Origin of the sequence: Leisingera sp. ANG-Vp (assembly GCF_000813725.1) — a bacterium.
Taxonomy (GTDB): Bacteria; Pseudomonadota; Alphaproteobacteria; order Rhodobacterales; family Rhodobacteraceae; genus Leisingera.
Window position 1 is genome coordinate 75,143 of sequence record NZ_JWLD01000047.1, and the last position, 12,944, is coordinate 88,086.

Here is a 12,944-nt window from a genome sequence, read left to right on the forward strand (position 1 = left end):
AACGGATTTCAGGGAGGGCATGGCATGTCCGAAGAGATGAGCATTGAAAGCTACCTGGCCCAGGGCGGGGTTCTGACCAACCCCTCCAATGTGCCGCCGCGCTACCGCGCCGAGCTGTTGAAGATGATGGCCACTTTTGTCGACAGCGAGCTGGCGGGCGCTGCAGGCTTTGCCGATATCATCAACGAGGGGCCTGGCATCAAATCGCGGATTGCAGCGGCCAAGATCGTGCTGGAGAAATCCGACAGCGCTGAGAAGGTGCTGCGCATCATGGGCGAATTCGGCGCCGATACCGAGCGTTACGCCGACCACCACCCCTGGACTGCAAGACTGGAGCGCGATGCCGACATCGGACAGAGCCGCAGCAAGCACGACATGCGGCTGGCGGTGTTCAACTACCCGCTGGAAGGCTGGGCGGATGCGGTGGTGATGAACCTCCTAATGGGCCGCGCAGTCGCCGTGCAGCTGGAAGAGCTCAGCCATGTGTCCTACCAGCCGCTGGCCGAAGCCTTCCGGGCGATCCGGCCGGTTGAGACCCGCCACGCAGAGCTGGCCGAAGAAGGGCTGATGCAGCTGGTTGAGGCGCAGGGCGCAGCTGCCCTGCAAGAGCAGGCAGATTACTGGTGGCCGCGGGTGGCGGCCAGTTTCGGCCAGGAGGCATCCGGAAAATTCGAAGGGCTGCGGGCAATGGGTCTGCGCCGCACCCCCAACGAGGAGCTGAAGGCCAGCTGGCAGCAGGAAGCCGCCGCGGTTCTGAGCAAGGCGGGATTAAAGCCCGCCGGATAGCGCCAGGCAGCGGAGCCCTCCCGCCCAGGCTGGCGCGCATCATAGATGCGCTTGCCCGGTTGGGCCCGGCGCGCGATCTGCGGTCCACCCAAGCCGTCTGTGCAGACGTACAGGGGATTGGTGCGGGTCTGCGGAATGGCGCCCAATCCAGGCGGGCCTCATATTGCCGGAACAGCAATTTGGAGGCTGCAATGAGCACCGGCATCACAAAACTTCCCGCTGGCACCAGCATAGGGCACGTGCATCTGAAAGTTTCCGATCTGGAGCGCGCAATCGGCTTTTACAGCGGCGTGCTGGGTTTCGAGGTTACCCAGCGGCTTGGCAACTCCGCCGCCTTTCTCTCGGCTGGCGGCTACCATCATCATATCGGCCTCAACACCTGGCAATCGCGCGGCGGCCCCGCTCCCGCCCGAAACATGACCGGGCTGTTCCATACCGCAGTCCTGCTGCCGGACCGCAAGAGCCTGGCAGCGGTGCTGCGGCGGATTCAGGCAGCAGGTATCGAACTGGAGGGCGCTGCGGATCATGGCGTATCCGAGGCGATCTACCTGCGCGATCCGGATGGCAACGGGGTGGAGCTGTACCGCGACCGGCCCGAAGCGGACTGGCCGCGGAACCCGCAAGGCGGCCTTGCCATGGGCACCAAAGCTCTGGATCTGCAAGCCTTGCTGGCCGAGACGGCGTAGCTCAGCGTTGCTGCCCCAGTGTTTCGTCTGTGAGACTGTGAGACTGTGAGACTGTGAGACTGCAGTTCCAGCCTTTGACACGCAGCGTCAAACCAGCCTGCGCCTGGCTTTCAAACCGTTGAGAAGTTTCATTTTCCGCCGTGCCTTGCATGATGGCCTGCTCCAGCCTGCCGGGAACGGTCTGGACGGCCAGGCTTTCCCCGCCTAGCTTGCCAGCAGGCAAGACGAGGAAAACGAAATGGCGGCCGGCAAGACCATCCGGACCTATTTCAACGGCAGCTGGCACGACGGCAACCTGGCAGTGCTGCGGGCAGCCGATCATGCAATGTGGCTCGGGTCATCGGTCTTTGACGGTGCCCGGCTCTTTGACGGGATGACACCGGACCTGGACCTGCACTGCGCCCGGACCAATGCCTCGGCAGAAGCGCTGATGATGGCGCCCACGCGTTCGGTTGCGGAAATGATGGACGTGATCCGCGGCGGGCTGGAAGGCTATGCGCCCGGAGCAGCAGTCTATATCCGTCCAATGTACTGGGCGGCGGACGGGGATGAGACACTGATTGCCCCTGACCCGGCCAGCACGCAGTTTGCAGTCAGCCTCGAAGAAATCCCGATGCCCCCGGCCTCTGCTGCAGCCACGCTCACCCGCAGCCGCTTCCGCCGCCCGGTGCTTGAGAACGCGGTTGTGAATGCCAAGGCCGGCTGCCTCTACCCCAACAACGCCCGCATGCTGCGCGAAGCGCGCAGCATGGGGTTCACCAATGCGCTGGTGCTGGATGCGATGGGCAATGTGGCGGAAACCGCTACCACCAATGTCTTTATGGTACGCGATGGCGAGGTTTTCACACCGGTCGCCAACGGCACCTTCCTGGCGGGGATTACCCGTGCACGGCACATCAGCAACCTGCGCCAGGACGGCATCAAGGTGCATGAATGCGTACTGACCTATCAGGATTTTGAGGCCGCGGATGAGGTCTTCCTGTCCGGCAATCTAAGCAAGGTCACCCCGGTCACTGCGTTCGACGATTGCCGGTACCAATCCGGCCAGTTCGCCAAAAGGGTTCGCGACATGTACTGGGACTGGGCAGCCAGCGGAAACTGAGGCGGTTTGGACAATCCCGGCGCGCTCCCGCCCGTTCCGGACCTTTTGACAAAGGCCGCTGCACGGTTGGGCATGGCACCGTGCTCCCGCACGGTGCAGCGCCGCGCAAATGCGCGGCGCTGGGCCCAAGGCCGCCAAGGGCGTTCCGGCGCAGCCGGAAGGTCCTGCGGGCGCGGGAGCCTCCTTCTCCTGGCTGCGGCCGGCGCTAGGGCCAGTTTTCGGTGCAACTCCCCAAGCTTTGGCTCTATTGCCTGAGACGCCCGCTTAGGCCATGATCCGCGGTGGAACAACGAGAGAGCGAAGATGCGCAAATTCCTTGTGGTACTGGATGATAGCCGCGAATGCCTGAACGCGATGCGGTTTGCCGCAATGCGGGCGGCGCATACCGGTGCGGGCGTGACCATCCTGTCGGTAATCCCGCCGGATGAGTTCAACCACTGGATCGGCGTCGGCGAAGTGATGCGGGAAGAAGCCCGCGAACGGATCCATGCCCATTTCGAAGTCTTCGCCAAATGGATGCGCGACCGCCAGGGCGTCGACCCTGAGCTTGTCATCCGGGAAGGCGAAGCAGTTCCGGAAATCCTGCAGTTCATCGAGAACGACCCGGAAATCGGCGTGCTGGTGCTGGGAGCCGGCACCGGGCGCAAGGGGCCAGGCCCCCTGGTCACCCAGCTGACCAAGAATTCCGGTGCTTTGCCAGTACCGATGACCATCGTACCGGGCGACCTGTCCAAGGAGAAACTGGAAGCGATCACCTGAGGGCTCAGGAGGGGGCAGTCATGGGCGGCAAAATCACTTTCTGGTTCGAATTCGCCTCCACCTACTCCTACCTCAGTGCCATGCGGATCGGCCAGGAAGCGGCCCGGCGCGGCATCGGCGTGACCTGGAAACCGTTTTTGCTGGGGCCGGTCTTTGCCGCTCAGGGCTGGACCACTTCGCCGTTCAATCTGTACCCCGCCAAAGGGCGGTATATGTGGCGCGACATGGAGCGGATCTGCGCTGCGCGCGGCCTGCCCTTCCGCCGTCCCGCCCCCTTTCCGCAGAACGGGCTGCAGGCGGCTAGGCTGGCGCTGGCGGCGGCCGAATGCAGCAAAACCGAAGCCTTTGCGCAGGCCGTCTACCGCGCGCAGTTCGGGGAAGGTGCGGATATCTCCAGCAAGGCCGTGCTGCGCGGCTGCCTGCACAGCGCCGGGCTTGATGAAGAGCTGATGCAGCGTGCAAAGACGCCAGAGATCAAGGCAGCGCTGCGGGCGCAGACCGATGCGGCAATGGCGGCCGGGGTGTTCGGTGCGCCGAGCTTCACCTGCGGCGGTGAATTGTTCTGGGGCGACGACCGGCTGGAGCAAGCATTGAACTTTGCGGCCCAGACCGCAATTTAGAATCGTTCCAAATCTTGACTTGGCGCGCTGCAAGGCGCATATCGGGGGTACGCTTAACGGAGGCCCCAGATGTTCATTCAGACCGAATCCACGCCCAACCCGGCGACGCTGAAATTCCTGCCGGGCCAGACCGTTCTGGAAGCCGGCACGGCAGATTTCCCCAGCGCCGAGGCCGCAGGCAAATCGCCGCTGGCCTCCCGCATCTTTGCGGTGGACGGTGTGACCGGCGTGTTCTTCGGCAATGACTTTGTGACGGTCACCAAGGCTGACAGCATCGAATGGGACCACATCAAGCCGGCCATCCTGGGCGCGGTGATGGAGCATTACCAGTCCGGCCAGCCGGTGATGGCGGATGGCTCTGCCGATCCCGCTTCGGGCCATGCCGAGCATTCCGGCGAAGACGCGGAAATCGTCAACCAGATCAAGGAACTGCTGGACAGCCGCGTGCGCCCGGCGGTGGCGCAGGACGGCGGCGACATCACCTTCCACGGCTTTGACCGCGGTGTTGTCTATCTGCACATGCAGGGCGCCTGCGCGGGCTGCCCCTCCTCAACGCTGACACTGAAGATGGGCATCGAGAACCTGCTGCGCCATTACATTCCGGAAGTGACCGAAGTGCGCCCGGTTGCCGTCTGATCCGCCTGGAAAGGACCTTAGCATGACCGCTGAACCGCTGGTTCTGGGTTTTGACACATCGGCCGCGCATTGCGCGGCCGCTTTGCTGCGCGGGGAGCAGCTGCTGTGCGCCCGGCTGGAAGGAATGACCCGCGGCCAGGCCGAGCGGCTGATGCCCTTGCTGGAAGAGCTGCTGGCCGAGAGCGGCGTCTCCTGGCAGGACCTCAACGCTATCGGTGTCGGCGTGGGCCCCGGCAATTTCACCGGCATCCGCATTGCGGTGTCTGCTGCACGCGGACTGGCGCTGGGTTTGGACATTCCAGCCGTGGGAGTTGACGGGTTTGAAGCCCGCGCCGCGGACGGGGCGCTGCCAGCTGTGCCTGCACCGCGGGAACAGGTCTATGCCGCAATGCCCGGGGAGGCACCGCGTCTGATGCCCCGCCTTGAGGCCGAGGAGGCCGCGCACGGTGCCGGGCTGGCGTTTACGCCAGAGGCAAGCCCTGCCGGGATTGCCGAAGCCATTGCGCGCATCGCCGCGTCCCGGTTTGAAACTGTCAACGAACCGCCCGCGCCGCTGTATCTGCGCGCAGCGGATGCGGCGCCCTCCAGCGATGTGCCGCCCGCGCTGCTCGATGAGTGACACTCTGACACCGGGGCAGATGGCCGCTGCCCACGCCGCGGCCTTCACGCAATCCCGTCCCTGGAACGCGGATGAGTTTTCCGCTCTGCTGGAGAGCCCTCTGGTGTTTGCCGCAGGAGACGCCCGCTGTTTCGCCCTGGTCCGGGTGATCGCGGATGAGGCGGAACTGCTCACCGTTGCCACACATCCGGAGTATCAGCGGCAAGGTTTGGCGCGCGCTTGCATGACGGGTTGGGAATCGGAAGCGCGGGAGCGGGGCGCGGCAGAGGCGTTTCTGGAAGTTGCCGCCGACAACGCTCCGGCACAGGCGTTGTACAGCGCCTGCGGATTCGCGGAATGCGGGCGCCGGGCAGGCTATTACCGCCGCGAAGGGGCAAATCCCATGGACGCCGTGCTGATGAGAAAGCCTTTACGCTAGGCCAGTTGCGCGGATTTCGCACCAAATGGTCAAAAAGCGGTTGACCCTCTCCCTGCCCTGCAGGCTAAATTGCCGCACCCTCTATGGCCTGAACGGGGCCGGGCAGCGGCGAAAGTCCCGCTGCACTCAACAAAAATGACAGTGGGAGTTAACCTGATGACCCTGATGAAATCGCTGATGGGCGCAGCCGCGTCGCTGGCCCTGACCGCAGGTGCCGCGCTGGCCGAGCCCGCGCTGATCTTCGACCTGGGCGGCAAGTTCGACAAGAGCTTCAACGAGGCCGCGCATAACGGCGCCCAGCGCTGGGTCGAAGAGACCGGCGGCAGCTACCGCGAGATTGAACTGCAGTCCGAAGCCCAGCGCGAACAGGCGCTGCGCCGCTTTGCCGAAGCCGGCTCCAACCCGATTGTCACCATGGGCTTTGCCATGGCCGACCCGCTGGGCCAGGTGGCAGCAGACTATCCGGACACCAAATTCGTCGCTGTTGACGTGACTTGGCTGGAAGCGCCGAACATCCGCCAGATCGGCTTTGCCGAGCATGAAGGCTCTTACCTAGTTGGCATGATGGCGGCGATGGCCTCCAAGTCGGACACCGTCGGCTTTATCGGCGGCATGGATATTCCGCTGATCCGCCACTTTGCCTGCGGCTATGCCCAGGGCGCCAAGGCGGTGAACCCGGACATCACCGTGGTCGCCAACATGACCGGCACCACCCCTGCCGCCTGGAACGATCCCGTGAAGGGCTCCGAGCTGACCAAATCGCAGATCAGCCAGGGCGCGGATGTGATCTATGCGGCCGCTGGCGGCACCGGGGTCGGCGTGCTGCAGACCGCAGCCGACGAAGGCATCCTGTCGATCGGCGTGGACAGCAACCAGAACCACCTGCACCCGGGCAAGGTGCTGACTTCGATGCTGAAGCGCGTGGACGTGGCCGTCTACGAGGCGATGAAGGCTGGCGAGAACCTAGAAACCGGCGTGTTCTCCATGGGCCTGGCCGAAGAAGGCGTCGGCTATGCGCTGGACGACAACAACGCGCCGCTGGTTTCGGACGAGATGAAAGCGGCAGTTGATGCCGCCCGCGAAAAAATCATCGCAGGCGAAGTGAGCGTGGCCAGCTATTATGAAAATGACAGCTGCCCCGCGCTGAGCTTCTAATCAGAAAGCCCCAGGCCATGACGGATTCCCTGAATACTCTGTTTGCGGCCTGGGGCGACCCAACGCCCGAAACGCGTGCCGCCAAGACAGACGCGGCTATCGGGCCTCATTTCTACTACTCCGATCCCAACACCCCTGCCCCCATCGAGAGCCGTGGCGCCTATCTGGACTACATCGCGCAGTTTGCCGCGATGATGCCCGGCGCCTCGGCACAGGTGGTTGCGTCTTCGGAACACCATGGCCACGTGCGCGCCACGGTGGATTTCCTGAAGGACGGCGCGCTGATGGTGCGCGGCCAGTATTTTGCCGACCTCGAAGACGGCAAAGTGGTGCGGCTGATCGGATTTCCAGGCATGGGAGAGCCCGATTGACCGCCCCCGCCATCGAACTCAAAGGCATTTCCAAAGCCTTTGGCCCGGTCCAGGCAAACAAGGACATTTCCATCAGCGTCGCCCCAGGCACCATTCACGGGATCATCGGTGAAAACGGTGCCGGGAAGTCGACGCTGATGTCGATCCTCTACGGGTTTTACAAGGCCGACAGCGGCGAGATCTGGATCAAGGGCAGCAAAACCGCGATCCCCGACAGCCAGGCCGCAATTGCCGCCGGTATCGGCATGGTGTTTCAGCATTTCAAACTGGTGGAGAATTTCACCGTGCTGGAAAACATCGTGCTGGGCGCCGAGGACAGCGGCATGCTGATGCCCTCGCTGCGCCGCGCCCGCAAGGAGCTGAAGGCGCTGGAAGAGGAATACGAGCTGTTCGTGGATCCTGACGCCCGCATCGACGAAATCGGTGTTGGCATGCAGCAGCGGGTGGAGATCCTCAAGGCGCTCTACCGCAAGGCCGAGATCCTGATCCTCGACGAGCCCACCGGCGTGCTGACCCCGGCCGAGGCAGACCAGCTGTTCCGTATCCTCGACCGGCTGCGCGCCGAAGGGAAAACCATCATCCTGATCACCCACAAGCTGCGGGAGATCATGGAGTATACCGATACGGTTTCCGTCATGCGGCGCGGCCAGATGACCGCAACCGTCAAGACCGCCGAAACCAGCCCCGAGCATCTGGCCGAGCTGATGGTTGGCCGCAAGGTGCTGCTGCGCGTCGACAAGGTGCCGGCCCAGCCCGGCGCTCCAATCCTTGAGATCGAGAATCTGCGGGTTGTCGACGAGGCCGGGGTCGAGCGGGTCAAGGGCATCGACCTGACTGTGCGCGCAGGCGAGATCCTCGGCATCGCCGGGGTGGCAGGCAACGGCCAGTCGGAATTGCTTGAGGTACTGGGCGGCATGCGTCCCGGAACCGGCGGCATCAAGCTGCATGGCACGCCTCTGCCCCTTCGCGGCCAGGGTTCAGACGCCAAGGCACGGCGTGCAGCGCATATCGGCCACGTGCCGGAGGACCGCCAGCGCGAAGGCCTGATCATGGATTTTCATGCCTGGGAGAACGTGGCCTTTGGCTACCACCGCGATCCTGCGTATCAAAGCGGGCTGCTGATGAACAACACCGCCCTGCGCGCGGATACAGAAGCCAAGATGGAGAAATTCGACGTCCGGCCGCCCGATCCCTGGCTGGCCGCCAAGAGCTTCTCCGGCGGCAACCAGCAGAAGATCGTTGTGGCCCGCGAGATCGAGCGCAACCCGGATCTGCTGCTGGTCGGCCAGCCGACCCGCGGCGTCGATATCGGCGCCATCGAATTCATTCACAAACAGATCGTCGCCCTGCGCGACCAGGGCAAGGCAATCCTTCTGGTCTCGGTCGAATTGGAGGAAATCCTGTCGCTCTCCGACCGGGTCGCGGTGATGTTTGACGGCATGATCATGGGCGAGCGCCCGGCAGATCAGACCGATGAGAAAGAACTGGGCCTCCTGATGGCCGGTGTCGCGGGGGAGGCCGCGTAAATGGAAAAGATGCCTAAATGGGCAGATGTTGTGCTGATCCCGCTGATCAGCCTCCTGCTGGCCGCAATCCTGTCGGCGCTGGTGATCCTCGGGATCGGTGAAGACCCGGTGGCCGCCGTCAAACTGATGGTCGAAGGTGCGCTTGGTTCGACCTACGGCTGGGGCTACACGCTGTATTACGCCACCAATTTCATGTTCACCGGCCTTGCCGTGGCGGTTGCCGCCCATGCGGGCCTCTTCAACATCGGCGGCGAAGGCCAGGCGATGCTGGGCGGTTTGGGCGTTGCCGTAATCTGCCTGTTCGTCCCCTGGCCGCACTGGTCACTGGCGCTGATCTTTGCAATCCTGGCCGCAGGCCTGTTCGGTGCCGCATGGGCAGCCATCCCTGCCTATCTGCAAGCCAAGCGCGGCAGCCATATCGTGATCACCACCATCATGTTCAACTTCATCGCCGCCGCGGTGCTGAACTATGTGCTGGTGAACCAATTGCGGCCCAAGGGTTCGCAGGACCCGGCGTCGGCCCGCTTTGCCGAAACAGTGCACCTGCCTTCCTTGCACGAAATGCTGGCCCCTCTGGGGATCGAGTTCTCCAAATCAGGCCCGGCCAATGTCAGCCTTCTGGTCGCGCTTGCTGCCTGTGTGCTGGTCTGGCTGCTGATCTGGCGCACGCCGCTGGGATATGAAATCCGCAGCCTGGGCAAATCCGAACCGGCCGCGCGCTATGCCGGCATTTCCTCGGTGCGGATCATCATGGTGGCCATGCTGATTTCCGGCGCGCTGGCCGGATGCATGGCGATCAACAACGTGATGGGCGAGGCCGAGCGGCTGGTTCTGAACGCCACCGAAGGCGCGGGCTTCATTGGCATCGCCGTGGCGCTGATGGGCCGCAACCACCCCTTTGGCGTCTTCCTGGCCGCAATCCTCTTTGGCTTTCTCTATCAGGGCGGGGCGGAACTGGCGCTTTGGACCTCGATCCCGCGCGAGCTGATCGTGGTGATCCAGGCGCTGGTGATTCTGTTCACGGGCGCGCTGGACAACATGGTGCGGATGCCGCTTGAGAAGATCTTCCTGGCGCTGCGGAAGGGGCAGAACTGATGGACTTCCTGACCCTCATCCAAATTCTAGACTCCACCGTCCGCCTCGCAACGCCGCTGCTTCTGGCCTGCCTGGCCGGCCTGTTTTCCGAACGCGCGGGCATCTTTGACATTGGCCTGGAAGGCAAGATGCTGATCGCCGCCTTCTTCTCCGCCGCAGTTGCCGCTGTGACCGGCAATGTCTGGCTCGGCCTTTTGGCCGGCATCGCCTCTTCATTGGTGCTGGCTGCGCTGCACGGTGTCGCCTCGATCACTTTCCGCGGCAATCAGCTGATTTCCGGCGTTGCGATCAACTTCCTTGCCGCAGGCCTCACCGTGCTGATTGCCCAGGATTGGTTCCAGCAAGGCGGCCGCACACCGTCGCTGATCAGCGGCGGCCGCTTCGAAGGCTGGGAGTGGCCCTTTGCAATCGGTCCGCAGGACGCCGCCGCGGCCGGCACGCCAGTCTCTCAACTGATGGCTGCGGCGGATCCGGTCACCCAGGTTTATTCCGAGCTGCTGTCCGGGCATTCGGTGCTGGTCTACTTTGCTTTCCTGGCCGTACCTGCCACCTGGTGGATTCTGTTCCGAACCCGTTTTGGCCTGCGCCTGCGCGCAGTCGGTGAAAACCCTGCTGCAGTTGACACCGCCGGCGTCTCGGTTGTTGGCTTGCGCTATGCAGCAGTGATGATCTGCGGCCTCTTGTGCGGCATCGCCGGCGCCTATCTGGCCACAGCGCTGCAAGCCGGTTTCGTCAAGGACATGACCGCAGGCCGCGGCTTCATCGCCCTGGCGGCGCTGATCTTTGCCAAGTGGCGGCCCTGGCATGCGATGGGCGCCTGCCTGCTGTTCGGGCTGCTGCAAGCCATCGCCCTGCGCTTCCAGAACATTGAGCTCGGCGGTGTTACCATCCCGGTCCAGGCCATGGACGCGCTGCCCTATGTTCTCACTGTGGTGATCCTGGCGGGCTTCGTCGGCAAGGCGATTCCGCCCCGGGCCGGCGGCGAGCCTTACATCAAGGAACGCTGACCCGCTCCCAGCTGTCATCAAACGCCCGGCCAAGCGCCGGGCGTTTCCTGTTGCCCCCGCCTTTGCCGGGTCAAGGGCCGCGGCAGCGGCGGCGCGAAGGCGCCGTTCACCCTTGACGCGGAAAAGGCGGTTTCACACTTGAACAGGCCTCTTGAGGGGCAGGGCTGCCCCTCAAGGGCTTCTCAGCAGCCCCCTTCCCGCCGCACGCAGTGCGGCGCCCGGCCCAAGGCCGCCAAGGCGAAGGCCCCCGGCCTTCACCTGCGGGCGCGGGAGTGCCCTCCCCCAGCGGCTCCGCTGCACGCTCCGCAAACCCATCAATAAGTCCAGTTTGCCGCATCCATCAGTCCTTATTGCTGCACAGCGGCATAGATTGTTGATTTTTGAACGAACTGCGGTTTAACAATGACCATGCAGATCTACCTTCCCATAGCTGAGGTCTCGGTTAATGCTTTCCTTCTCCTGGGCCTCGGGGGAATGGTGGGTATTCTCTCGGGCATGTTCGGAGTCGGCGGCGGCTTCCTGATGACGCCGCTTTTGTTTTTCATCGGCATCCCGCCCGCGGTGGCGGTGGCCACGGAAGCGAACCAGATTGTCGCCTCCTCCTTCTCCGGTGTCCTGGCGCATTTCCGAAGGCGAACGGTCGATATCAAGATGGGGCTTGTGCTTCAGGCCGGCGGCCTCATAGGCGCCGCACTTGGGGTGGTGGTGTTCAACTACCTCAAGGCGCTCGGCCAGGTCGATCTGCTGGTTAAGCTCTGCTATGTCGTCTTCCTCGGCGTGGTCGGCGGGCTGATGTTCATTGAAAGCCTGAACGCGATCCGCAAATCCAAGAAAGCCGGCGGTGCCGCCCCGGCACCGCGCCGCCAGCGCGGCTGGGTGCATGCGCTGCCGTTCAAGATGCGGTTCCGCACATCCGGCCTTTACATCTCGGTGATCCCGCCGGTCCTGGTCGGGGTTTGCGTCGGTATCCTGGCTGCGATCATGGGCGTTGGCGGCGGCTTCATCATGGTGCCTGCGATGATCTACATCCTTGGCATGCCGACCAAGGTGGTTGTCGGAACCTCGCTGTTCCAGATCATCACGGTCACCGGTTTCACCACGATGCTGCATGCCACCACCAACTACACCGTCGACATCGTGCTGGCAGTGCTGCTGCTGATCGGCGGCGTGATCGGCGCTCAGATCGGCACCCGCATCGGGGTTTACCTGAAGGCCGAACAGCTGCGCATCCTGCTGGCGCTGATGGTCATCGCGGTTTGCGTTAAGCTGGGCCTCGACCTGCTCCTGCAGCCCTCCGAGCTGTTCTCGCTCGGCGACAGCGGAGGCCACTGACCCATGCGCAAGCTGCTCTTGTCTGCCCTGACAGCCGCCAGCCTGGCCCTTTTGCCGCAGTCCGCCGCACAGGCCGCCAAAGAAGAAGTTGTCCTCGGCCTCAGCCAGGACCGGGTGGCGATCACCGCCACCTTCGACGGTTCGGAAATCCTGATTTTCGGCGCCGTGAAGCGCGAGGCCCCCATTCCGTCGAAACACCCGCTGGAAGTGATCGTGACCGTTTCCGGTCCGGCCCCTGCGGTCATGGTGCGGCGCAAGGAAAAGAAACTCGGCATCTGGGTCAATACTGACAGCGTGCTGGTCGACTCGGCTCCTGCCTTTTACGCCGTGGCCACCAGCGGCCCCTTCGCTCAGGTCCTGTCCGACACCGAAGACCTGCGCTTCCGGGTGTCCATCGAGCGCGCGATCCGCTCCGTTGGCGCCGCCATGCATATCCGCGGCGCCCAGGATTTTGCTGATGCGGTTGTGCGCATCCGTGAAAAGAACGGGCTTTACTCGCTGCGCGAAAACACCGTGGCCGTCGATGAACAGACGCTGTTCCGCACTGCCATTGAGATGCCCGCCGACCTGACCGAAGGCGACTATGAAACCCGCATCTTCCTGACACGCGGCGGCGAGGTGGTTTCCAGCTACGAGACAACGATCGATGTACGCAAGGTCGGGCTGGAACGGTTCCTCTATTCGCTGTCGCGCGAGCAGCCGTTTATCTACGGCCTGATGTCGCTGGCGATTGCCATTGCCGCCGGATGGGGCGCTTCCGCCGCCTTCAGCCTGCTGCGGAACCGGTAACCGGGGCCCGCCCCGCTTGGCCTTGCGGCCAATTCACCCCGGG

15 protein-coding genes are annotated in these 12,944 nt (G+C 63.7%); all 15 read left to right on the top strand.

The annotated features are described in order from the left end of the window. Positions 1–24 precede the first annotated feature (24 nt). The 15 genes from RA20_RS16195 to RA20_RS16265 all read left to right on the top strand — a co-directional run bounded on the left by RA20_RS16195 (position 25) and on the right by RA20_RS16265 (position 12,901). Entirely contained in the window at positions 25–786 is a 762-nt protein-coding gene (locus tag RA20_RS16195) for a Phenylacetic acid catabolic protein (RefSeq protein ID WP_039130979.1), read from the top strand. Between the two features lie 191 nt (positions 787–977). Then, positions 978–1,472: a VOC family protein gene (locus RA20_RS16200; RefSeq protein WP_039130982.1), complete on the top strand. Its 495-nt coding sequence runs from the start codon at positions 978–980 to the stop codon at positions 1,470–1,472. A gap of 238 nt (positions 1,473–1,710) precedes the next feature. Beyond that, positions 1,711–2,574, top strand: a complete 864-nt coding sequence (locus tag RA20_RS16205) for a branched-chain amino acid aminotransferase (protein WP_039130984.1) — start codon at positions 1,711–1,713, stop codon at positions 2,572–2,574. 303 nt (positions 2,575–2,877) lie between these two features. Next, positions 2,878–3,333, top strand: coding sequence for a universal stress protein (locus RA20_RS16210; RefSeq protein WP_039130985.1), 456 nt, complete (start codon positions 2,878–2,880; stop codon positions 3,331–3,333). A 20-nt stretch (positions 3,334–3,353) separates the two neighbouring features. Continuing rightward, positions 3,354–3,953: a 2-hydroxychromene-2-carboxylate isomerase gene (locus tag RA20_RS16215; RefSeq protein WP_039130988.1), complete on the top strand. Its 600-nt coding sequence runs from the start codon at positions 3,354–3,356 to the stop codon at positions 3,951–3,953. Positions 3,954–4,022: 69 nt separating this feature from the next. Further along, positions 4,023–4,589 (top strand): NifU family protein, encoded by a 567-nt coding sequence (locus tag RA20_RS16220; protein ID WP_039130990.1) that lies wholly within the window; start codon positions 4,023–4,025, stop codon positions 4,587–4,589. 22 nt (positions 4,590–4,611) lie between these two features. Further along, positions 4,612–5,208 carry a tRNA (adenosine(37)-N6)-threonylcarbamoyltransferase complex dimerization subunit type 1 TsaB gene (tsaB, locus tag RA20_RS16225; RefSeq protein ID WP_039130992.1) on the top strand — a complete coding sequence of 199 codons (597 nt, stop codon included), beginning with the start codon at positions 4,612–4,614 and terminating at the stop codon, positions 5,206–5,208. Next, the gene (locus RA20_RS16230; protein WP_039130995.1) at positions 5,201–5,626 is read left to right on the top strand and encodes a GNAT family N-acetyltransferase; all 426 of its coding nucleotides are present in this window, start codon (positions 5,201–5,203) and stop codon (positions 5,624–5,626) included. The genes tsaB and RA20_RS16230 overlap by 8 nt, the downstream gene beginning before the upstream one ends. A gap of 156 nt (positions 5,627–5,782) precedes the next feature. Next, positions 5,783–6,781 (top strand): BMP family lipoprotein, encoded by a 999-nt coding sequence (locus RA20_RS16235; protein WP_039130998.1) that lies wholly within the window; start codon positions 5,783–5,785, stop codon positions 6,779–6,781. 17 nt (positions 6,782–6,798) lie between these two features. After that, a complete protein-coding gene (locus RA20_RS16240; RefSeq protein WP_039131001.1) occupies positions 6,799–7,152 on the top strand; it encodes a hypothetical protein in 354 nt (117 codons plus the stop codon). Further along, positions 7,149–8,678 carry an ABC transporter ATP-binding protein gene (locus RA20_RS16245; protein ID WP_039131003.1) on the top strand — a complete coding sequence of 510 codons (1,530 nt, stop codon included), beginning with the start codon at positions 7,149–7,151 and terminating at the stop codon, positions 8,676–8,678. The genes RA20_RS16240 and RA20_RS16245 overlap by 4 nt, the downstream gene beginning before the upstream one ends. Continuing rightward, positions 8,679–9,773, top strand: coding sequence for an ABC transporter permease (locus RA20_RS16250; protein WP_039131006.1), 1,095 nt, complete (start codon positions 8,679–8,681; stop codon positions 9,771–9,773). Then, on the top strand, positions 9,773–10,780 hold the full coding sequence (locus RA20_RS16255; protein ID WP_039131009.1) for an ABC transporter permease: 1,008 nt from the start codon (positions 9,773–9,775) through the stop codon (positions 10,778–10,780). The genes RA20_RS16250 and RA20_RS16255 overlap by 1 nt, the downstream gene beginning before the upstream one ends. Before the next feature lie 408 nt (positions 10,781–11,188). Next, positions 11,189–12,112 (top strand): sulfite exporter TauE/SafE family protein, encoded by a 924-nt coding sequence (locus RA20_RS16260; protein ID WP_039131160.1) that lies wholly within the window; start codon positions 11,189–11,191, stop codon positions 12,110–12,112. A gap of 3 nt (positions 12,113–12,115) precedes the next feature. Next, on the top strand, positions 12,116–12,901 hold the full coding sequence (locus tag RA20_RS16265) for a TIGR02186 family protein (protein WP_039131010.1): 786 nt from the start codon (positions 12,116–12,118) through the stop codon (positions 12,899–12,901). Positions 12,902–12,944 lie beyond the last annotated feature (43 nt).

Bases quoted from the DNA above. Each gene is read 5' to 3' on its own strand.
- RA20_RS16195 (WP_039130979.1), top strand. From the start codon at position 25: ATGTCCGAAGAGATGAGCATTGAAAGCTACCTGGCCCAGGGCGGGGTT.
- RA20_RS16205 (WP_039130984.1), top strand. From the start codon at position 1,711: ATGGCGGCCGGCAAGACCATCCGGACCTATTTCAACGGCAGCTGGCAC.
- RA20_RS16255 (WP_039131009.1), top strand. From the start codon at position 9,773: ATGGACTTCCTGACCCTCATCCAAATTCTAGACTCCACCGTCCGCCTC.
- RA20_RS16235 (WP_039130998.1), top strand. From the start codon at position 5,783: ATGACCCTGATGAAATCGCTGATGGGCGCAGCCGCGTCGCTGGCCCTG.
- RA20_RS16240 (WP_039131001.1), top strand. From the start codon at position 6,799: ATGACGGATTCCCTGAATACTCTGTTTGCGGCCTGGGGCGACCCAACG.
- tsaB (WP_039130992.1), top strand. From the start codon at position 4,612: ATGACCGCTGAACCGCTGGTTCTGGGTTTTGACACATCGGCCGCGCAT.
- RA20_RS16265 (WP_039131010.1), top strand. From the start codon at position 12,116: ATGCGCAAGCTGCTCTTGTCTGCCCTGACAGCCGCCAGCCTGGCCCTT.
- RA20_RS16230 (WP_039130995.1), top strand. From the start codon at position 5,201: ATGAGTGACACTCTGACACCGGGGCAGATGGCCGCTGCCCACGCCGCG.
- RA20_RS16200 (WP_039130982.1), top strand. From the start codon at position 978: ATGAGCACCGGCATCACAAAACTTCCCGCTGGCACCAGCATAGGGCAC.
- RA20_RS16220 (WP_039130990.1), top strand. From the start codon at position 4,023: ATGTTCATTCAGACCGAATCCACGCCCAACCCGGCGACGCTGAAATTC.
- RA20_RS16260 (WP_039131160.1), top strand. From the start codon at position 11,189: ATGCAGATCTACCTTCCCATAGCTGAGGTCTCGGTTAATGCTTTCCTT.
- RA20_RS16215 (WP_039130988.1), top strand. From the start codon at position 3,354: ATGGGCGGCAAAATCACTTTCTGGTTCGAATTCGCCTCCACCTACTCC.
- RA20_RS16250 (WP_039131006.1), top strand. From the start codon at position 8,679: ATGGAAAAGATGCCTAAATGGGCAGATGTTGTGCTGATCCCGCTGATC.
- RA20_RS16210 (WP_039130985.1), top strand. From the start codon at position 2,878: ATGCGCAAATTCCTTGTGGTACTGGATGATAGCCGCGAATGCCTGAAC.